Origin of the sequence: Bacillus sp. KICET-1, from assembly GCF_027721405.1 — a bacterium.
GTDB classification, from domain to species: domain Bacteria; phylum Bacillota; class Bacilli; order Bacillales; family Bacillaceae; genus Bacillus; species Bacillus velezensis.
Genome location: NZ_CP113515.1, coordinates 3,114,393 through 3,135,009 on the forward strand (window position 1 = coordinate 3,114,393; position 20,617 = coordinate 3,135,009).

At 37.6% G+C, this 20,617-nt stretch carries 19 protein-coding genes and 1 pseudogene; 11 read left to right on the forward strand and 9 right to left on the reverse strand.

The window, feature by feature from the left end:
* Positions 1–4 precede the first annotated feature (4 nt).
* From OVA33_RS15895 to OVA33_RS15930, 8 genes and pseudogenes are all read left to right on the forward strand, one after another.
* Positions 5–3,301, forward strand: a complete 3,297-nt coding sequence (locus OVA33_RS15895) for a DUF7359 domain-containing protein (protein ID WP_241688001.1) — start codon at positions 5–7, stop codon at positions 3,299–3,301.
* 20 nt (positions 3,302–3,321) lie between these two features.
* Positions 3,322–4,137, forward strand: coding sequence for a hypothetical protein (locus OVA33_RS15900; RefSeq protein WP_071181779.1), 816 nt, complete (start codon positions 3,322–3,324; stop codon positions 4,135–4,137).
* A gap of 13 nt (positions 4,138–4,150) precedes the next feature.
* On the forward strand, positions 4,151–6,700 hold the full coding sequence (locus OVA33_RS15905; protein ID WP_128974081.1) for a peptidase G2 autoproteolytic cleavage domain-containing protein: 2,550 nt from the start codon (positions 4,151–4,153) through the stop codon (positions 6,698–6,700).
* 172 nt (positions 6,701–6,872) lie between these two features.
* Positions 6,873–7,356: pseudogene (locus OVA33_RS15910) on the forward strand (peptidoglycan recognition protein family protein); the annotation flags it as partial.
* A gap of 666 nt (positions 7,357–8,022) precedes the next feature.
* Positions 8,023–8,394, forward strand: coding sequence for a hypothetical protein (locus OVA33_RS15915; protein ID WP_045208155.1), 372 nt, complete (start codon positions 8,023–8,025; stop codon positions 8,392–8,394).
* Between the two features lie 12 nt (positions 8,395–8,406).
* Positions 8,407–8,658 carry a phage holin gene (locus OVA33_RS15920; RefSeq protein WP_014417851.1) on the forward strand — a complete coding sequence of 84 codons (252 nt, stop codon included), beginning with the start codon at positions 8,407–8,409 and terminating at the stop codon, positions 8,656–8,658.
* Between the two features lie 338 nt (positions 8,659–8,996).
* Complete coding sequence (locus OVA33_RS15925; protein ID WP_022553060.1) at positions 8,997–9,275, forward strand: hypothetical protein; 279 nt, start codon at positions 8,997–8,999, stop codon at positions 9,273–9,275.
* Positions 9,276–9,426: 151 nt separating this feature from the next.
* The gene (locus OVA33_RS15930; protein ID WP_079891309.1) at positions 9,427–10,587 is read left to right on the forward strand and encodes a response regulator aspartate phosphatase; all 1,161 of its coding nucleotides are present in this window, start codon (positions 9,427–9,429) and stop codon (positions 10,585–10,587) included.
* Between the two features lie 163 nt (positions 10,588–10,750).
* On the opposite strand, the gene OVA33_RS15935 is transcribed toward OVA33_RS15930, so the two are convergent.
* The 3 genes from OVA33_RS15935 to yunB all read right to left on the reverse strand — a co-directional run bounded on the left by OVA33_RS15935 (position 10,751) and on the right by yunB (position 13,327).
* Positions 10,751–12,001 (reverse strand): Y-family DNA polymerase, encoded by a 1,251-nt coding sequence (locus OVA33_RS15935; protein WP_062623501.1) that lies wholly within the window; start codon positions 11,999–12,001, stop codon positions 10,751–10,753.
* Positions 11,994–12,326, reverse strand: coding sequence for a YolD-like family protein (locus OVA33_RS15940; RefSeq protein WP_065180792.1), 333 nt, complete (start codon positions 12,324–12,326; stop codon positions 11,994–11,996). Before OVA33_RS15940 ends, OVA33_RS15935 begins: the two co-directional genes overlap by 8 nt.
* A 227-nt stretch (positions 12,327–12,553) precedes the next feature.
* Positions 12,554–13,327, reverse strand: coding sequence for a sporulation protein YunB (gene yunB, locus OVA33_RS15945; protein ID WP_065180793.1), 774 nt, complete (start codon positions 13,325–13,327; stop codon positions 12,554–12,556).
* A gap of 504 nt (positions 13,328–13,831) precedes the next feature.
* Between yunB and OVA33_RS15950 the strand changes: the two genes are divergently transcribed.
* Both OVA33_RS15950 and OVA33_RS15955 read left to right on the forward strand, forming a co-directional pair.
* The gene (locus OVA33_RS15950) at positions 13,832–14,524 is read left to right on the forward strand and encodes a YiiX/YebB-like N1pC/P60 family cysteine hydrolase (RefSeq protein ID WP_065180794.1); all 693 of its coding nucleotides are present in this window, start codon (positions 13,832–13,834) and stop codon (positions 14,522–14,524) included.
* A 66-nt stretch (positions 14,525–14,590) separates the two neighbouring features.
* Positions 14,591–15,610, forward strand: coding sequence for a hypothetical protein (locus OVA33_RS15955; RefSeq protein ID WP_063636674.1), 1,020 nt, complete (start codon positions 14,591–14,593; stop codon positions 15,608–15,610).
* 61 nt (positions 15,611–15,671) lie between these two features.
* Here the strand turns inward: OVA33_RS15955 and OVA33_RS15960 are convergent, their stop codons facing one another.
* Together OVA33_RS15960 and OVA33_RS15965 are read right to left on the reverse strand one after the other, a co-directional pair.
* A complete protein-coding gene (locus OVA33_RS15960) occupies positions 15,672–16,031 on the reverse strand; it encodes a hypothetical protein (protein ID WP_128974080.1) in 360 nt (119 codons plus the stop codon).
* 5 nt (positions 16,032–16,036) lie between these two features.
* The gene (locus OVA33_RS15965; protein ID WP_063636675.1) at positions 16,037–16,504 is read right to left on the reverse strand and encodes a DUF4879 domain-containing protein; all 468 of its coding nucleotides are present in this window, start codon (positions 16,502–16,504) and stop codon (positions 16,037–16,039) included.
* Between the two features lie 224 nt (positions 16,505–16,728).
* Here OVA33_RS15965 and OVA33_RS15970 point away from each other — a divergent pair, with 224 nt between their 5' ends.
* Positions 16,729–16,818: a putative holin-like toxin gene (locus OVA33_RS15970; protein WP_076982784.1), complete on the forward strand. Its 90-nt coding sequence runs from the start codon at positions 16,729–16,731 to the stop codon at positions 16,816–16,818.
* A 285-nt stretch (positions 16,819–17,103) separates the two neighbouring features.
* Here the strand turns inward: OVA33_RS15970 and OVA33_RS15975 are convergent, their stop codons facing one another.
* The 4 genes from OVA33_RS15975 to OVA33_RS15990 form a co-directional block, all read right to left on the reverse strand.
* Complete coding sequence (locus OVA33_RS15975) at positions 17,104–17,637, reverse strand: GNAT family N-acetyltransferase (protein WP_019712872.1); 534 nt, start codon at positions 17,635–17,637, stop codon at positions 17,104–17,106.
* Positions 17,638–17,672: 35 nt separating this feature from the next.
* The gene (locus OVA33_RS15980; protein WP_019712871.1) at positions 17,673–18,251 is read right to left on the reverse strand and encodes an SMI1/KNR4 family protein; all 579 of its coding nucleotides are present in this window, start codon (positions 18,249–18,251) and stop codon (positions 17,673–17,675) included.
* Between the two features lie 63 nt (positions 18,252–18,314).
* Entirely contained in the window at positions 18,315–18,812 is a 498-nt protein-coding gene (locus OVA33_RS15985; protein ID WP_019712870.1) for an SMI1/KNR4 family protein, read from the reverse strand.
* 8 nt (positions 18,813–18,820) lie between these two features.
* Positions 18,821–20,536: a T7SS effector LXG polymorphic toxin gene (locus OVA33_RS15990; RefSeq protein WP_104679161.1), complete on the reverse strand. Its 1,716-nt coding sequence runs from the start codon at positions 20,534–20,536 to the stop codon at positions 18,821–18,823.
* Between the last annotated feature and the right edge of the window lie 81 nt (positions 20,537–20,617).

The window sequence follows — 20,617 nt, forward strand, 5'->3', positions numbered from 1 at the left end:
ACATTTGATTACAATTCGTAAAGACACGGAAATTAAAGATATTCGTCTTTCCCTAGCTAAACCAAATAAAACAAAGATCGCAAATATTGATGAAGTAATCAATCCTATGGTAACGCTCAATCACGGCAGCAATGTACACGAATTAACATTCTCAATCCCTTTAACTGCCACTTACGATGGTGTAAATAAACGGAATCATGTTGTTGATCTATTGAGGCCCTGGTACTTAATAAAATCAGAATTTTATGGACTTATAATCTGGTTTACAGTAGTCAAGAAAACCAAATCATACAGCAATGATATGGACACTATCCAGGTTGAATGCAAATCACTTCAATATGTACTTTCTAAGCAAGGTGTCATTAAGTATGAAGAAACTTCGAAAAATCTTAAAGAGGCCGCTACCGACTGCCTAAAAAATACTGAATGGTCTATCGGTTTCATTGATCCCCTCTTCAATTTAAAATACAGACAGTTTGATATTTCTTCTTCAAACAAGCTTGATTTTATGTATTCGATTTGCGAGAAATTCGAAGCGATTCCTGTTTTTAATACAATTGACTGTACAGTTGATTTTTACAAAGAATCTGATGTGTCTAAATATAAGGGACTCAAAATAACCCCTGCCCAATATATGATTTCTCTGGATGATATTGAGGATATGGATGATGTCGTTACAAGGATTTATGCTACAGGCAAAGATGGATTAAGCATCAACTCCGTAAATCCAACCGGACAATCATACATAGACGATTTTTCGTACTTCCTCTACCCTTTTCAGCGTGACCAGAAACGAAATGTAATCGAAAGAAGCAACTACATGTCTGATGCACTTTGTCATGCAATTTTAGATTACAACGACCTGGTTAATAATGAAGGCAGTTCTTTCTACAAACTTTTAGATGAGAAAAAGAAAGCCGAGGAAAAAGAAACAGCATCGAATAATGACCTATATACGTTGCAGCTTGATTTCCAAAAGATATTGGACAGGATTACAGTTGCAAGTAAAGCCGGCGATGATACTACTGATCTAATAAAGCAAAGAGATGCTAAATCAAAAGAAGTTGAATCAAAAAAAGAAGAAATTAAAGCAATACAAGCTTCTATTACACAAATTTCAACACAGATTACCGACCTTAAAGATAAACTGTCTTTTGAAAAGAACTTCAGCACTGAACTCCAAAAAGAACTTTCAAAATACATTATTACAGCCGAATGGTCTAATGACAGTATCTTTGATGAGAATGAATTATATGACGCTACAAACGAAGAACTTGAAAACCGAAATGCACCAGCTGTTAATCTGGCATTAGGTTTAGTGAACTTTTTCAATTGCATTAGTGAAAAACATAACTGGGACAGGTTTTCTCTTGGCGACATCGTAAGGGTGCAACAGAAAAGCTTCTATACCGATGTAAAAGCAACAATAACAGCTATTTCGATTGATTTTGAACAGTCTAACTTGAGCGTTACAGTTTCAAATGGTAAACGCGCTTCATCGGATTTTGAGAACATGCTGAAAACAGTTTATCGAACAAATAAAATCAGCACTGAGACAAACAAAAGGAAAATCAAGTACGATGAGGTTACTGAAAACTTCAACCGACGTAATGACAGGATTGCTGTTAAACCCGCCTCCCCTGTTATTGCAAAGGACGGCACTGCTATTTCTCATACGACCAATGATGATGGTTCTGTTGATGTAACTTTCCAATGGGACTATGTTGAATCAGACGAAGATCAATACAATATTGATGGTTTTGAAATTTATCTGCATGGAAGCAACAAAAATGAAGAGTACGTTTTTGGCTCAAAAATGGCAAGTGAAGACTTGAAGAATGTAAAGTATGACAAACGAGCTACTACATTTACAGGGCTCCCCTCCAATATGTACTACACAATTGGTATTCAAGCCTATCGAAGAGTTGATGCAGATATAGAGATAACTCAATTCATTGGATCTGACATCGTAAAATCCCTTCACCCAAACGAAAACCCCTACCTCCCTTCTTCTACTGTAGAAGTTAAAGGAAAGCTAAATGGCTCGAAATACACGGTCTCCTCAACCGAGCCTGAGGAACCAGAAGCAAACGATTTATGGACTAATACGGTTACAGGTGTTGTTTCATCTTACGACGGCGAAAAATGGGTTTCCAGTGATCAAAAAACTGCTGAATTAGTTGAAACCACAGCAGCACAAGTTGACACTAAGCTGTCCGACTACGATAGTCGCGTTCAAAACATTGAACTCAATAACCTTTTGGTCAACCCCTTGAAATGGAAAGGCGGAAATGTTTCAGCATTTGGCCGTAAATACTATGCCGATGTCAGTTATGATTCAACTGTTTTAAACTTAAATACAATCACTATTCCTATCCTTATTAATGCAGTGGATGCTTCAGACTCAAATCCAACTGTTGTGGATTACACTTATAACGAAGCGTGGGATATGATCCCTAAACTCAAAAATGACGGGTACAACATTATTTTAGAACCCTACCCCTTCATCGCAAATGGAACGATAGCTGAAACCGATTGGGCACCTTCTGATCTAGACCAATGGTTCGCAGCATGGAACAGCATCCTGCAAGACTTCGCTAAAAAATGCGAACAATTTAAATTAGACGGCTTATACATTGCTTCAAACTTAGTTCATATGGAAGACTCAACAGAAAAGTGGAAATCAGTTATTACAGGCCTAAGGAGTTTATTTTCTGGCAAGATACTCTACCGGACAAATTATTGGGTAACCGCTGAGTGGTCTCCTGAAACGATTGCCGCGTATAACAAAAAGCTGAACAATCCTATATTTGGACTAGTCGATATTATTGCAATAGCAACTTACTTTGAATTAACTGATAATCGAAATCCATCTGTCGATCAGTTAATTGATGCTATTTATAGCGTACCGTTATACGGGCGAGGACAGAATATATTCAAGGAAATCAAAGCATTTTATGATAAATGGAATAAGCCGATCTTCTTTGGTGAACTTGGCATCCCACCTTACAGTAACTCTCCTGAACAGCCCCATAACGCATTCGGTGACCTAGGGGAATACAATGAATCAATTCAGGCGAATTGGTTTGAAGCATGGGTTAGAGTTTTTCAAGCTCAAGATTGGTGGCAAGGATATTCTGTATATGCAATTTCAGATGAGAAGTCTGTGTACAATGTAATTGGCAAGAAAGCCGAATCCATTATCAGAGGACAAACATTAGGCGGTACAAAAGGCAAACTACAGAGCTTAGAAGAAAGAGTCGCGCACTTAGAAGAATTGCTCAAATCAATTACACAATAAGAAAGGACGGTGAATTTAGTTTGGATTTTCCTCAGCTCTATAACGATCCCACCCTTTCTCAAAAAAGGAAGGGCTCAATCAATGACCCTTATTTAAGCTATAGTGAAACTTTAACTGTTTACAATGGTCGAGTCTTACTTACAGAAGTGCCTAACCGTGAGTACAGAGTCGAGGTTAGTGGTGACAGTAAAGAATGGCGAGAAATTGAAGATGGTGAATTAGAAGACAACTACTTTAAGGTTGATTACCTTATGGGAGTTGTCTTTTTCAATGGTTCAAACGAAGGCAAATCACTTACTTTTACATATCAAGGAGAAGGCGCATCCTTCTTCCCTGCCTCAAGAATTTGGATTAAACGACAAGGAAATATGGTCATTGAAACGCTTCAAGGCTTAATTGATGATGCTGAAGATGCCATTATTCGTATCAATGAACGTATTGCTGAATGTGAACGTGTCACCAAGCGATGTATTGAAATAACAAATTGGTGTAGACAAGCAACATCAGACTATGAATATGTAGTTGAAAACACTAGGAAGATTTACTTGCCGTTTGTGTACACCTATCAGGATTTATTAAACACTTATCCTTCCCCTCAAATTGGTTGGACTGTCACTGTAAAAGAAACAGGAATTGAATATCGATGGGATGGTTTTGACTGGATAAATATTAGCGTCTCAGATAAGTATGACGGTTTCAACATTGTTTCTAGCTATGTAGAGCCTTACAACATCAGATCAGTATGGTTGAGAACGAACAATGCTCCCAAAAAGATGAGGATAAAACCATCTGTAGAACCCCCTGACGGAAGCATGGTTTGGATTAGAAAAGGATAAGGAGGAGTATATATTGAACGACAATTTAATTCCCGTAAACACAATGGGTTATATGGACGAAGAAACAGAGCAATGGATACCCATTGATACTATAGGGTTAAAATCAAATAATATCAGATATACTGCAGACGATATTCAAGAGGCTTTTGATAAAGCTTCTAAGGATATTAAAAACGTAATAAGCACAGTCGATTCTGGTTTAACAGATATCACAAACACTATTGGAGACATTTCAAAAATCCCAGCATCCGGTGCAACAATTGTTGATAAAGTCTTAAATGAATTTATCAGACGAAGTGTCAATGTTCAGGATTTTGGAGCTAAGGGTGACGGGGTTACTGATGACTCTGAAGCTTTTAAAGCTGCTTTTTCCAGCGGGAAGCGAGAAGTTTTTGTACCCGCAGGTATTTATATGGTTCAAGGATTACATGTCCCTTCTTATGTCAGACTTTACGGTGTTGGATCAGGATCTATTATCAAGCTTCACCCAACTGCTACCGGAACATCTTGTGTGTTAACCAATAGCGACTACACAAACGGAAATGAATATATCTTAATTGAAGACTTAGACCTCGATTGGAATTTAGACAAAAAGGACAACACCATTACAAATGGAACAAATGCAAACTGTGTGGGTATTGTTAACTCTAAATTTGTTCGGGTTAGAAACGTCAATGCTCGAAATCCCGGTCTTCATGGTTTTGATGTAAGCTCTCCTATTTGGAACACTTCTTCAGATGGTGCTGATTATTATCAACCGAAGGGCAGTAGATATGTTTGGATTGAAAACTGTACTGCAACTAATTTCGGTGACGATGGCTTCACAACTCACTATTCTGAATACATCTACTTCACTAACTGTCACGCATACAATGCCAATGGGTCTGCTCATGACAAAGGCTCATCAAATTCAAATGGTTTTGAAATTGATGACGGTTCTAGAAACGTATGGCTGGTGAACTGCAACAGTCAGAAAAACTGCAGAGGTTTTGAAGTTAAAGCCCACAATAGAGCGCCTGCAGCAAGAAACGTAAATTTAATCAACTGCTACTCAGAGAATGACATTCGTGCATTTGATTTTAGACACATCGGCTTTCATCGTGCTTCTGATAAAATCTCCACTAGTGCATTCGACATTAATGTTGTTAACTGTACTGCGAAGTCTCCAATCTTTAGTGACCTTTATAAAGAGTTGAGCCCACGGGCACTAGTAATCTCAGCTTACAGAAATGTCAACATTTCAAACTTTAACGCAATTGGAGACCCTTCTTATGATTACAAAGGAAATCCCGCAATCGCTACGCAATTTAAATCAAGAAACATCAATTTAAACAGTCTCTCTATTTCTAACTTCAAAACAGCTGGAGCTGATATTTATGTATACGGTGGGGATCAAAAATCAGATAATGTAAATATTTCAAATGTAAATTGTTTTGAATCGGCGAGAATCGGTGTGCGTATTGGCAGTGGCACAGAAAATGTAAAGCTTATTAATGCAAGTTTGATAGGCGACGGGAAAGCTGACAGTATTGGTGTATATTGTTCTAATTCTCAGGTAAGCCTAATGGGAATTTCAGTGGAAAAATACAAAAAGGCTGCCAGAATTGCAGGAGTTGATTACACTTTTGTACCAAATAATATAAAAGGCGGGACAAAGGTTGCAACCTCTTCTGGAGTACCCAAATCTAGCACAGGCTTAATAGCAGCATCTACTGGACAGCCTGAAGTATCAGGTGAAGCTTCTGCTGTTATAGGCACCACAGGTGGAGCAAAAGCAACTGGGGTCAGAACAGGAGTATTTTCCTCTTCCGGAGCAAGTTCCGTTAGCGGTTCGCGTAGCACAGTCATGTCTTCAAACGAATCCCACATTGAAGGCGATAATGTCTCACGAACTATCTTATCTTCGGGAGGAGTCAAACTCGGTACAAATGATCGCTATATGGTGGTTGGTGGATATGGTTCTACCCCATCAAGAGCGAATATCAAATGGATGCTAAACTCCATGAACGGAGATATAACATCTACCGGCAAGATGAATGGCGGAGCCACTTTCAGTGATTACGCTGAATATTTTGAAAGCCTTGACGGAAAAGCAATTCCGACAGGAACAATTGTCACTCTTGAAGGAGCTAAAATTCGCCCAGCGAGAAAAGGTGAAGATGTACACGGAGTAATCTCCGAAACTGCAGGAACTATTTTAGGCGGAGCTGATATTCACTGGCAAGGTAGATATTTAAAGAATGAATTTGGTGGATACATATATGAAGATGTAGTCAACCCAGAAACCGGTGATGTTAAGAAACTGCCTAAAGTAAACCCTGAATGGATTGAAAAAATAGATTACGTCCCCCGTGAAGAACGCCCTGAATGGAACATAGTCGGCTTACTTGGACAGGTTTATGTGAAAGTGGACAGCACTGTTTCTGTGGGAGATCGTATTGAAGGTAATTATGGCATCGGCACAAAAACAGAAGACAGGTTTTACTCTTGGAAGGCTATGGAGATTGTAACCCCATATTCAGACAAGCTTGGCTATGGCATTGCCATCTGCTTAATTAAGTAATCCCTCAAAATTAAAGGAGGTGGTTATGTTCTAGTTAAAATATAAATTTTATTCAATTTACAGCATTCAAAAACAGAGATAACAAGAGCATACGTGAGATAAAGAGAGATTGGAATTTACCCCCTTCTCTCTTTTTTGTGCTCAAATTTAATTTTTAGGAGAGATGCTCAATATGACAATTGCAGTGAAAAAGAGATTAGTTCTAAGTGAAAAATACGCCCTGAAATGTCCGAACCCAATGACACCGGAGTATATCACTATTCATAACACAGCAAACGACGCATCAGCCGCCAATGAAATCAGTTATATGACGGGAAACAGCGAATCGACAAGCTATCACTTTGCCATCGATGATAAAGAAGTCATTCAGGGGATTCCGCTGGATCGGAACGCTTGGCACTCTGGCGATGGAAGGAATGGAACCGGTAACCGTAAGTCTATCGCAGTAGAAATCTGCTACAGTAAGTCAGGTGGCGCGCGGTACCGCGCAGCAGAAGCGCTGGCTATCAAGTTTGTGGCGCAGCTTCTCAAAGAGCGCGGATGGGGCGTTGACAAAATCAGAAAGCATCAGGACTGGAACGGAAAATACTGTCCGCATCGTATTCTGTCTGAGGGACGTTGGGATCAAGTGAAAGCGGCCATTGCTGCAGAATTAAAAGTACTCGGCGGAAAAACTTCTTCCTCATCTTCAAAGCCAACAAAAGTCGTTAAAACAAATGGCTCTTATGTTAAGAACACAGTTATCGCAGACAGTCTTAATGTGAGAACTCAGCGCAATGCGAACTCCTCTATTGTACTTGCCCTTCCTAAAGGCTCCACTGTCCAATACCAAAAAGGATCAACTCAAAATGGTTGGGGTTATATCAAATATACAAACTCCAAAGGTGCTACATACAGCGGATATGTAAATGTGAAATACATTAAAAGTGATGCTGAGCTTGGAAAATCAACCCCAAAGCCTAAACCCACTTCTAAGCCTGATAACAGTGGAATCAAATCTGTAGGCAAGATTAAAGTTGTCGGAGTAAAAAGCGCTGCTATCGTAATGGACAGACCTGATAAAAACAAAGCGAAGAATCTCGGCACTGTGGAGCTAGGTGATACCGTCAGCATTTCTGGCTCAGTGAAAGGGTCAAACAATGCTAAGGGTTACTGGGAAGTTATCTACAAAGGTAAACGCGGCTACATTTCAGGACAATTTGGCTCAAAAATCTAAATATATTTAAATATCTTTGAGGATGATTGTAGCTCAAAGTGTATCAATGATTATTTAGGAGGTGATGTGACATTACCTCCTATTTTTTATGGAGGATGATTGCATTGTGGCTGAAAAAGAAAACTATGAAGTTTTAAAGACTGAGGTTGCTCATATAAAAGAACGTCTTAAAGAACAAGCAGAAGATAGAAAAATCATGTTGGAAACACAAAAAACAACAAGTGAATCACTTATTAGACTTACCACTGTTGTTGAGAACCAAGAAAAAAACCTTGTTGAAACAAAAAATTTGTTCACCACTGAGATAGCTGGACTAAGAAATGAATTTCAGCAAGTTAATCAGTCGCAAACAAAGTGGCTTCAAAACTTATTAGAAGGAACATTTGGCAAGACATTAAAGATTTTAGTTTTAATTATCCTCATACTACTTGGTGCAGAGATCGCTGGTGTTGATATCACCAAATTAGCTAATTTATAAGGAGACGATTTAATGACTAAAATTAACTGGAAAGTAAGACTAAAAAAGAAAACATTCCTGGTTGCAATCTTCTCTGCAACTCTTTTGTTTGCACAAGCAATTGCATCAGCTTTTGGATACGATATTTCTGTGTTTAGTGATGATCTCACTGAGAAATTTAATGCACTGCTGACATTTTTAACTGCCATGGGAATTGTAGTGGATCCAACCACTACAGGTATCTCAGATAGTGATCAAGCAATGGAATACACAGAACCAAAATAACTCGGGGGAGTTCATCCCCCCTTTTTTCATTTTTAATTAAGAAAGGAATGATTGTTGGTCATGCAAATAGGATCTGGATATATCGGGAGTCCAATGCTTGAGAAGTCAGAATCTAACCATGAAGTGATCCCTTCCCCACCTGCAACCTGGACGATTAAATATTCTTTCTATAAATTCAGCTTTTCGAATGATCAGGAATGCCACGTATCAATCAATGGTGGTGATCCTATCTATTTAAGAGCTGGACAAGGCTTTCAAATGGACGCTCATGATTCACCTATCACAAGCTTCAAAATTTCTGAGTCAGGAATAACATATAATTTTTTGGGGGCGCATAAATGAGTTTCTTCAATCCAATGGTTAATGTCTCAATTGTCACTGGGAAGTCTGCTTATGATATTGCAGTAGACAATGGTTTTTCAGGAACTGTAGAGGAATGGTTAGCTTCATTAAAAGGTGAAAAAGGCGATACTGGAGCTACTGGTGCAACCGGGGTTAAAGGTGCTACTGGTGCTGCCGGTAAAGATGGAAAATCAGCATATGAATTAGCCGTTCAACAAGGTTTCTCAGGAACATTGGATGAGTGGCTTGCCTCACTGAAAGCAACAGCAAACTGATAACGTACCCTTCTCTAACGAGGAGGGTATTTTTTTCGTTTCGGTCATAAACAAATTATTGATTTGTTTTTAATTTTCACTCAAATCCCCTTTACATTTCTTTCCTCTAATGCAACTATATAATAAAATGGATATGAAAGGGGTTTAGGACTTGAAGAGTGAAAAAGTCATTCCTTATGATTTAGTAGCAACAAAGATGAATCATTGGTATGTGGCTATTAAAAAGAATTGGGTCGGTAGAGCAGAAGAAATGCGTAAAGAAGTTATGCAGGAAATAAAAGTTATGGAAGAAAATCAAGATGTTTTACTATACTACTCCCTACTTGAGTTTAGACATAAGCTAATGTTGGCATATATGTATCCTAACGCTATAAAAGATATTGAGAAAAATTATGGCGAGCTAAAAGAATATGAAGGTCATGGAAATTTAACAGGAATGCTGGAATATTACTATTACTTTTTCATGGGCATGTTCTATTTCAGACAAAAAGAGTTAACATTCTCCCTTAATTACTATAGACAAGCTGAGAGGTATTTGGATTCAATCGAGAGTGGAGATATTGAAGTTGAAAAAGCTGAATTTTATTTTAAATTGTCAGAAGTGTATTACCACATGAAACAGACTTATTTTTCAATGAATTATGCCATGAGGGCTTACGATATATTTAAAAAACAACCTGCTATTGACGGGAACCCTACATACGGGGTACAAAAGGTGCGCTGTCAATTCGTCATATTTGGTAATTTGCTGGACAGTATGAAGTTTGATGAAGCTTTAAAGCAAGCATACAAAGCGTATCAGGAGGCAGTAGAGCTAAACAAAAGTGAAAAGAATCGTGGGCATTTGATGCGTTCAGCACTGTTTAATATTGGATTGTGTTATAATCAAATGGAAGAACTTGATAAAGCATTTTTTCACTTTAATAAGTCACTTCAAATCATTGAGCCGGAAAATCATGATTACGCTGCTAAGACATTATTTGTTATCTCCTTCTTAAAGGGAAGGCAAAATGACGTTGAAAACGCAAAAAAATTTTATGAACAGGCCAAACAGCTGGCTGAACGGCATAACAATGAAATGGTACTTGAAAAGTTAAAAATGGTTAAAGGACTTTTCTTGGACTATGATTTAGACTTAGTTAGGAAAACATTCGAGTTCTTCAAAGAAAGAGGTATATACCCTGACATGGAAAGTTATGGTGTCTCTGTAGCAGATTTTCTCACTGGAAAACAGGATGCTTGGGGTGCAGTTGAATTTTATCGTTTGGCAAATGAAGCAAGAAGACAAATCAAAAGGGGAGAAGCAATATGAAAACTAAACTATTTATCTGTGCAGTTCTATTATTCGGCGTTGCCGGAACATTGGGTGCTTCCTATCTCCAACAACAAAATGATACGTTCAAGGTTGCTGAAAGAGCCGAAACGTAAAAAACTAATAACTTTGTAAGGAGAACAGAGGGAGCTGCTCTCTGTTCTCATGACTTATGTCCACCAGTCAAACCTGCTCTATGCAATGCTGTTCCACCAGGTGTATATGAAACAGCTCGTAAGATCGCTTTAGATCCGTATTTATTTCTTATCCCGTCCATCACAAATCCAAGCTTCCTTCTCTTCTCATTATCCTTTTCAAACAGACTTAATTGCTGATTCACATCGTCTTCAATATTGGATAAAGTAACTGAAATACTTCTTACTGTTTTTCCTGTATAGAACTTATCAAACAAAATCAAGCAGTATCGATAAATATCCATTGTGATATTCGTAGGCAAATCAATTGTTTTAGATCTGTGAAAGCCACCGCCGAACTCATCTTTACTGTAACCAATTCCTAAGCTGATCGTACGCCCTACTTTGTTATGTGTTCGTGCTCTTCGTGCAACCTCTTCACAAATCTCCAAGAGGACTACTTTGATATCCTCTTTCTTCGTATAATCTCTAAGTAATATCTGGCTTTTCCCGTAGCTTATTTGCCCCTGCATTAAAGGAGCTCCAATTTCAGAAAGGTCAATTCCATGGGCATGATAATAAAGCTGATTCCCCATAATGCCGAAACGTTTTTCAAGCAGCTCTAATGGATAATTGGCTAATTGGCCAACAGTCGCAATCCCCATTCGGTTTAAATTCCTTTCCATCCTCCCTCCTATTCCCCACATTTCAGATAACGGATGAACACGCCAAAGTTTTTTCGGAACATCTTCATACCCCCACCGTGCAATCCCAGTCTTTGTTTTCTTGCTCTCTAAATCAAGAGCTAACTTACTCAGCAGCATATTGTCGCCAATGCCAACAGTACAAACTAAGCCGAACTCTCTCTTCATACTGCTCTGAATTGCTTCTGCCATGACTTCAGGATTTTCTTTTCCTGCATCTAAAAAAGATTCATCAATTGAGTACGTGTGTACACATGTTTCAGGAACGAACCTGTAAAACAATTTAGTTATTTCAGTTGAAACTCTGATGAAAAGTTTCATTTGCGGGTTTACTATGTGAATTCTTGGATCATCTGGAATCTCAAATAGCCGGGAGCCAGTCTTGATTCCATAATCTTTTTTAAGTGCAGGAGACGCTGCTAAGACAACACTCCCCTGTCTATCCGTGTTTCCGACTACAGCGAGATAACATGTCATTGGATTCAATCCCATTGTTACAGCTGAAACCGAAGCATAAAAGGATTTCATATCTACACAAAGTATATTTTTACGTGGAAACTGTGAGTAATCAATCATTGTAAGCAACTCCTATGATGTCATTCATGGTGATGTATACGGTTTGATCGTGATGATCTTTTACATGTAATTTGTGTTGTTCGTAATTGAGATATTGGACTGTACCGATTAAATCCTCAGCAACCCCTTCTTTAAAGAGCTTAAACTTCAGTTCTTTATTCAATGCCATTGCTTCAGAAACCAAGATGTCAATCTCCTCAATTTGTTGTTCATCTAAAGATGGCTTCTCCATTTTCAAAACATCTAACAAGTCCTTTTTTAGTTGTGTTAAATGTTCTGGAAGCATCATGGAAGTCCATTTGATTGTTCCTCGATCTCTAAGCATTTTGAATCACTCCTTTATTGATCTAATATTAACAGAACAAACGTTCTTTATTCAATATAAATAAGAACGATAGTTCGATGTAATTGTTGGAAATGACTAATCATTAAATATCCACTAGCCTTTATGAGCTGCTCTAGTCGAAGCATTGAATTATCTCCAAGAGCGAAAAGAAATCCGCAGGAAAAAGTAAACACACAGCCGCATTCTTTTCTGGCAGCTGTGTGTCTTTATTTGTCTTTATTGGCTCCGGATTTCTCCTTTTTTTCATTCGGTAGCTGAATGGAAGGCGTGACACCTGATCCGCCGCTTCCGTTATAAAACTGCGGCACCTCTCCTTGAATCGCTTTAATGGAGACCGGAATATTATTTGTCACGACTGATGTCTTACTGGCAAACGGAATAATGACCTTCACTTTAATTTCCACAAAAATACTGATATCAATCAGGGCATTGTTGATGCCGTACGGTTTTATTTTTGTTTTCACATCAGTTAACGCATCACCGATCAGGTTAAAGCGCACGGGGATTTTCGGCCCGAGATTTCCGAGAATGCTGTTTCCCGTGACCTGCCCTAAAGGGATGTTAATCATAATTTCATCGGCCGTTTTTGCGCCTTTTTCTGTTTCATGTTGCTTATTGTTCGACTCCACTTCCTTCAGATGAGCCTGGAGCTGCTTTGTCACTTTCGCCTTCATACTGTTGACCATTTGTGTATTAAAATCCATCGTTGTGACTTTTCCGTTTTCATCCGTTTTCATATCGACCATATCTTTCACATTGTCGCTGTGAGACATGTATTCTTCAATGGATTCCGTAATGACCTCTGTCGCCACCCGTTTGGTTTCCATTTCTCCTATGTTCATCAGCATCGGTTTGATTGAGGAGTTGATCATCCAAAGGCTGATGACCGTCGATATGGTAAAAAAAGCAAACGACAGAAGAAGCACATACCGAAAAGGCAAAGGCCCTCTCTTGCGAAGAGCTCTTCGGTATCTAGGCAAGAAAAATCCCCCCTTACATATCACAATGTATGCTTGTAAGGGGGGACATAGTAATTTATTTTCACACTTAAAAACTCCAGCACAAAGCATTGCTTTTCGATGAGTGAAAAGTGTCAAGGGATCAGACATTCTTTAATTCAGGAGAATGGAAAAGCTTACAGTTTCAAAAAACTCTCCCTTCCCCTTTATTTGTATTATCGGTAACATCAATACAAAATTAAGACAGTTGGAATTAGAGTGTTTCAGTCAAAGTCTGTGGTAGTTTTCTTGATGAGATATGTGAAGAAAACCGCCCTTAAATAAAATAACCCTATCCAACCTTCGATGTAATTGTTGGTAAAAAACTTAAAACCTTAAATCAAGCTTAACAATTTATTTAATTATTGTTAATAAATGTAATACATGATATAAATTAACTGTACCTAGTCTAGGTAATAGAGAGGAGGTTTCGTGCAACACATTGGGTACATAACCATATTTTCTTGAAAGGACATGATTTTAAAAATGAAGATGAAGATTACTATTTTTCTAATGACCACTTTGTTAACAATCGGTACCTCTTACTCTATTAATGCTACTTCTGATGATAGCGAAGACACCCTCGATCTCTCCTCGCCTGAAATTCAACAAGAACTTGCACAAGCAGACATCGATACGGAAAAAGCTAAGAATAGTCCAGAAGTTGATCCAAATATCGAAGAAGAACTTGAACTTTTGAAAAAAGAAAACCCTGATGAATATAAACAAATTGTAGGCGAAAGAAATAAGACATATGCCTCTGGGAAAATGGGTAAAGTTGGAGATATACTTACAACATATGATAATAGCACTTCCAGCTGGAGGCACGGTCACGATGCTATTGTGCAAAGCGATAATTCAAGGATTATGGAAGCATGGGCCGGAAAGGGTGTAAGGAATTATCAGAACAATTGGAGTAAGCGATTCAAAAGCAAAAAGAAACAGTATGTTAAGGGCGCAGATATCTATGATAAGGTAAAGGCTCAGAGATATGCTAGTAGTAAAACAGGTAAGCCTTATTCAGTAGCTACAACCAAGAAAAATACAAATAAATATTATTGCTCTAAACTTGTGTGGCAATCATACAAAAACACAAAAGGGACAGACCTAGACAGTAATGGAGGCGCACTTGTTACACCTGCAGATATTGATCGTTCATCAAAAACTGTTAGCTACTAATCATTTTACTTGCAGATTTATTCTGCAAGTGTCTTTTTATTTTATATAAAAGATAAGGAGCGTTATATGAAAAAGTCTTATGTTTTATATGGGATTTCAGGAGTTCTAATTGGTGCAATAGTTATATTGTTGATCAATGCATTCTTTATAAATAAAGGTGAATACTCTGTAAGTACTTCTAAAATTAATCCAACCGAGGATAAAATCTTTTTTATCTATTCAAATCCACTCATCAAGAAAAGCGTACTCATATCCACATCACAAGGAGAAGAATTTAATAAACGATACTTTAAGGTACCGGATATACCATATATCCAGAAAAAAACCCTCTCTTCAAACGATATCGTCTTGTTAGCTGAACATGAACCATATTATTACACATTAAAAAACAACACCATTAAGGAACATAAATTGTCCAATCCATTTGCTTTTTGGTATCAAGGAGAGGATATTTCCGTAAAAGCCTATAATGTCGACACCAATGGAAATGAACTGAAAGTAAATGATAAAAAGTTCAATAAAAAATATAGCCTAACTTTGCCTTCCCTAGTAACCATGGGAGAAAGCGATAATAGGTATATTTACGTCATTCAAGGAATGTCTATGTACGTCATTGATAGAAACACAGAAGAGATTATTAAAACGATTGGATTAGCTTCCTATGGAGATTTGTTTGATCACTCTGAAAAATACGTTGTAGCTAGCTCAGAGCATGAGCTAACTGTAATCGAAAAAGGATCATGGAAATCAAAATTCATAAAATATCCTGATGATCTCGAACAAGCGGACACAGTGTATTACGACAAAAAAAGTGGCAAATTTTACGTTACATATATTAATAAATCCGGATACGCCGGCTTACTTGAGTACAGTAAGGATTTTTCTTTTAAAAAATTCGATTTAAAATTTCCATATATGAATGCAAAGTTTAAAGATCAAAAACTTTATGTGATTTCACAAGAGGAAAACAAAAAAGGGGTTGGTGGCTATATGGGGATTTTTGATATCCGTACTAAAAAGAAACTTGATGAATTTGATTTACCTGAAGAAGAAACAAAAGTGCAAGACTTTATGGTTTTAGATTAAACTTAAAGAATAAGTTGCAAAGCAAAAGCCTCTTCCTGTAGGAAGGGGCTTTAATTTTAAATTAAATAGATGTTTTATAAGCGTTAATTGCTTGATTTCTCAAAAGCATATTATCTTTCGTAACCATTCCAAGATTGTATGCTTGTTTGATGATATCCAGCACTTGATTATCAGTTTCAGTTACAACTCGTCCCCCAGTTATTCTGGACTTCCAGTAATCAAACTGGTGATTTAACTCTGAACTGCTTTTAAGGTTTTTATTATCAACTACTTTGCCATTCTCCAGCGCTTCTTTGAATTCATTAAAACCAATTGAACATTGCTGATTCGAACTAATTCCTGCACCTTCTGTCGCTAAACTGCAAAACGCTAAAAATTTCGGATCTTTCGTAATATTGTAAGAGTTATTTAGACCTTCCATAACATTCACCCTCTCTCGAATTTTACAACGTTGCTATAAATGATTTTCATGTTTTTCCCAAGACCTTCAACTTGAATCTCATTTGAAGGAAGTTCGTTCATTGGAATTTCAATGTATTTGTCCCATCCTATCACAACTTTGTTTTGTCCAAGTATAGGGTCATATTTGTATATGTTCGCTTCACCTTTGTATAACAAATTTCTCCCATCCTTTGCTTTAATAACGGTCGAATTTGTATAGCCCATAAAGCGAACTTTAATATGCAGCTTGTCACCTTTCAAAACATTTGTTGCATTTGGCTTGCTGCTTGTAATAGGCTCCCATACAAAGTCGTTTCCATCCGATGTGACAGAAAGAATCTGAAGACTGTAAAGCGGTGTTGCTTCAACTGCTTCTGCTTTTGATGTGTTAATAGAAAACATCGTTGCAACAGCAAGAAGTACAATTGTTACTAAACTAAATACTTTTTTCAATTTCACAACCTCCTTGGTATTATTTCACATGTTATTTATCGGTAATTCCAGCGAGATATTTAACTTAAATACAAAAAAAGAACCTATTTCTAACATGGTTCTTTTCGTTTAGGTAACTGTATGAGGTTTTTAACGACATATAAATGGAACTAGTGTATAATGATTCCTGTACATTAAGTTTGCTCACTCAAGGGAGTCTTGCTCATCCCCTACGAAAGGGGGTGATGCTTATGTCAACATTTCAGGCATTAATGTTAATGCTTGCATTTGGGTCGTTTATAATCGCCCTGTTGACGTATATAAATAAAAAATAGACCTCCCTTGAGACTGGAATCCTGAAGGGACAGGTCTATCACGAATAACTGCTGAGCAAGCCCTTTGATGGGTAGCTTTTTGTACAGAGCCGGGGTGCTACCAACACCCTGGTCTTTTTATTTTATGCATTTCTTATTAAAGAAATACACTGTAACCAGTCTGTATTTTACAGTTTGATTATAACACATTAAATGAAACCATTGAAATGATTTGCAAAACTTTTGTTTTATGGATAAAACCATTATTTTATTGGAACCCAGTACTTTATCGATGCACAAGTGATATTATCCATGATTCAGTTCAAATTCTTCTCTTGTCATTCCAAAGCAAATACCATCATAATAGGCACCTTTAGTGAAAATGATCTTTCTTAGTTGTCCCTCTTTCATGAAACCTAATTTTTCATGTAATCGTATGGATGGATTATTAAAAGAATAAACAGTTGTATTTACTTTTTGATAAGCAAGTTCCAAAAAGAAAAAGCGAAGAACCATCAAGATCATTTCTTTGGCAAATCCTTTTCCCCTATATGGCTCGAATACAGCCAAATAATAACCGAAGGTACCATTTTTCCTATCACAGTCAAAGGTTTCAATTATACCTACTATATTATTATCACTATCAACTGCAATAAAACGGAATTCATCTTTTTCTAATTGTTCTTCTACCCATTCTCTCATGTTATTAGCTGAACGAGGAAAATGTAGCGAGTCCATATTTCGCAGAATTTCATCATCTAACGAATCAAATATAACGATATCTTCAGGTTGAATTGCTCGCAGTGTAAGATTCTCCCCTGTCCAATAAGTAACTGCCATTTTAACTTTTCCTCCAGTTATTTCCATACGTTTTCTTAACTGCTTAGTAAGTCATCATCTAATTCAATATACAGAATTCCATCATCTTCTTTATCAGCTTCAATTGGTTCATCAACTAAACTGAAGACAAACTCCTCAAACGAATTGGCAATTAAGAAAAAGTCTTTGTCGGGATGACTTAATTCATGATCCCAAAACAATATCTTTCCATTATCGATATCCATGCATATTTCATTCCCGCCTGCAGAGCTTGCGATAGGAATAATATTTCTAGGAAAGCGATCAGAATATGTATCGATTGCTTTCTGAAGACTGTTATGATCGTTCGCTAAACCATAAAAACCTTCTAACAATTGTGTATCATCGCCCTTGCCCATCCAAGGATCTTTCTCTAAAGGTTTATAGCAAACGTCATACTCAATTTCATCTGTTGTTTTTGTACTTTCTAGATAACAGCCGCCATATTTCTTCAAAAAGTCCTTATAATCAGAAGGTAATTGTTTTCCTATGTTCATTTCAATTTCTTTGAGTTGTTCATTTTTATTGATTCTGGGATCTGTTTTTGCAACAATTGAAAACTCTTTCAACTTTTGTTTGATATTATTGAAGCTCATATTAATCCCCTCCGCATTGCACATCTTTAGCAATGAACAATTGCAATACTTTTGTTTAATAGATTATTCAATTTCTATGCCATCATATGCATCGCCTAGTGATACATAATCATCCCTTAACCAATACCAATGTTTACCCTTATTCTCAAGCAGTCGCTGTATTAAATCTGTAAATGAACTTGCTATCACCTGTGTTTCGCCGACTATTCCATGTCGATCAAAAAAGCTGTCATAGCATTTCCCTTTTCGCTCTTCGTTTAAGTCAATTGTTAGGTATTCACCTTTTCCATCAGTGCAAACAATATACCACTCGGATGAAATGTCTTCTTCACAGAGCTCCCCAACAATAATGGGATTAGCCAATTCAAACTCAGCTGGTCGTACTATGTATATTGGATAATCCGCATTTTCATATAAAACTGCTCCACCACATTGTTCATAAAATTCACTAATATCTTTTGGTAGTTGATGCTTCTCGTCTATTACTGGGAGACCATCAGCTTCAAACAGCCGACAGCCTGATGTGGAAGCAATCTTCTTGATTAACATATCAATGCTCAAGTCCGCACCTACTTTCTAAAGTTGTATTGATTAAATGCGTTATAATATTGCTGTCTAGCTTCTTTAGGAACATTAGCAGCATCAAACATCTTCTCAGTAAGTTCTTGTATTTCTCTAGGGGATACTTCTTTCCAGTTTACTTTGCCGCCAACTTTCTTCCCTGTTTTTTCGAACAACCATTCTCTATATACTTTCTTGGTAGCGTTGTGTTGTTCCTTAGTTAAAGCTACTGTTGGCGTATTACTACCTCTACTCACATAATTCGGAACATTATGTTTAGCCCATACATCCATTACACCGTGATGATTCTCTAAAGGACTGTTACTTGGTCTATAATCTACGACATCGAAAGGTTTTACTTCTTTATCTGACCTTTTAGCAAAACTCATTAGTTGATTTTTTAAGTTTGCTCCGTCCACTACATTGTATGGCACGTCACCTGTCAGAGCAAGGTTATACTTTGGATTATATGGCAGTAAATCCGGAATTTTAACATCCTTCAATTTCGTACCTGTCTGCCCTACCTTGTTTATGACCTTGCCTGCTGCATCTGCTTTGTTAACGGCTCCTGCGCCTTTCGTTCCGACGACAGCAACAGCCACTGAACTGACCGCATATGTCACCCATCTTGATCTGGAGTAAGCATCTCCATTTACCATATCCTTTTGATATGATTCCTCAATAGCTGTTGAAATGGAATTATACGTGTTAATCGGATGAGCAACTGCCCCTATGATACCTTCAACAACTTCATCAGGCTTGCTGATCAGCTGCCATAAACCGGTTACCGTGTCTTTCCCGACATCATATAAACCAACGCCGGCCCCTTTTAAAATATCCCAAGTCACTTCTCCGGCTTCTTCCATCTGTTTTGCTTGTTCAAGCTGGATCACATATTGCTGTTGGGAAGGTTCAAGGTTCTCGTAACCGATCTTCTTCGCAATCTCTAAGTATTCATCCGAATCAGTTACTCCATCGGCGAGCTTTTTCTCCAAATCCTTGATTTCCCGCTCTTTCGCTTCTTCCTTCTTAATCGTTAAATATGTGTCTGAGTGTCTTGCAATCTCGCCTTTTTTCTTATGTATGTCACTTTCTCTGTACGCCTCGGCATTATAGTGAAGTGGTGTTGCGTTTTTCCCTTTTCCCGTAGCGTTTTGGAGCTGCTGAAAGTCGGCTTGGATGAACTGTTCGTTTGCTTCGGTTTCTGCGTATTCTTTCGTTAGATCATGATCAAGCTTGCCGAGCTTATGTACAGTATCGTCCCGTTTTTTGTCTGCTGAATCCAGCTTTTGATCGACATCCTCTGTAGAGAAAACATCAAGATGAACAATATCACTTATCTCATTAAGAATATCCCTCATTTCATTCCGCTGCTCTTGCATGATGGCTTTTGATTTATTCTTCGCATAAATCAACTCATGTTCTAAAAATGACTCTTCCACAAACGAATCGGCTAATCCGGCATCAGCTACTTTTCCTGAAATACTGTTAAGAAAAGCAATCTTCATATCGATCAGATCAAGCCAGCTGTCTGTAACACCAGCGTGATCTTGGAAGAATGCTTTAATGTTATCAGCACCTTTACCTGAAAACTCACTATCGTCTAAGTCAGCCATTCCCTGAAACGCTTTTCTGAGATTGATAAATTGTTCTCTAATCTGATCGTATTCTTTTGCTCGTTTCTCCGCTGCTGAGATTAACGAGGATGCTTCAAATACTTTCATATCTGTCTCCTTTCCACTTAATCTTTTCTAAATTTTACCATAGTTTTAGGCTCTTCGATTTTCAAAATCAGATGTTTACCT

What these genes read in the sequence shown, in the direction of transcription:
- OVA33_RS15920 (WP_014417851.1), top strand. Translation starts at nt 8,407, where the DNA reads ATGACTAAAATTAACTGGAAAGTAAGACTAAAAAAGAAAACATTCCTG.
- OVA33_RS15925 (WP_022553060.1), top strand. Translation starts at nt 8,997, where the DNA reads ATGAGTTTCTTCAATCCAATGGTTAATGTCTCAATTGTCACTGGGAAG.
- OVA33_RS15935 (WP_062623501.1), bottom strand. Translation starts at nt 12,001, where the DNA reads ATGATTGATTACTCACAGTTTCCACGTAAAAATATACTTTGTGTAGAT.
- OVA33_RS15940 (WP_065180792.1), bottom strand. Translation starts at nt 12,326, where the DNA reads ATGCTTAGAGATCGAGGAACAATCAAATGGACTTCCATGATGCTTCCA.
- OVA33_RS15950 (WP_065180794.1), top strand. Translation starts at nt 13,832, where the DNA reads ATGAAGATGAAGATTACTATTTTTCTAATGACCACTTTGTTAACAATC.
- OVA33_RS15955 (WP_063636674.1), top strand. Translation starts at nt 14,591, where the DNA reads ATGAAAAAGTCTTATGTTTTATATGGGATTTCAGGAGTTCTAATTGGT.
- OVA33_RS15960 (WP_128974080.1), bottom strand. Translation starts at nt 16,031, where the DNA reads ATGGAAGGTCTAAATAACTCTTACAATATTACGAAAGATCCGAAATTT.
- OVA33_RS15970 (WP_076982784.1), top strand. Translation starts at nt 16,729, where the DNA reads ATGCTTATGTCAACATTTCAGGCATTAATGTTAATGCTTGCATTTGGG.
- OVA33_RS15975 (WP_019712872.1), bottom strand. Translation starts at nt 17,637, where the DNA reads ATGGCAGTTACTTATTGGACAGGGGAGAATCTTACACTGCGAGCAATT.
- OVA33_RS15980 (WP_019712871.1), bottom strand. Translation starts at nt 18,251, where the DNA reads ATGAGCTTCAATAATATCAAACAAAAGTTGAAAGAGTTTTCAATTGTT.
- OVA33_RS15990 (WP_104679161.1), bottom strand. Translation starts at nt 20,536, where the DNA reads ATGAAAGTATTTGAAGCATCCTCGTTAATCTCAGCAGCGGAGAAACGA.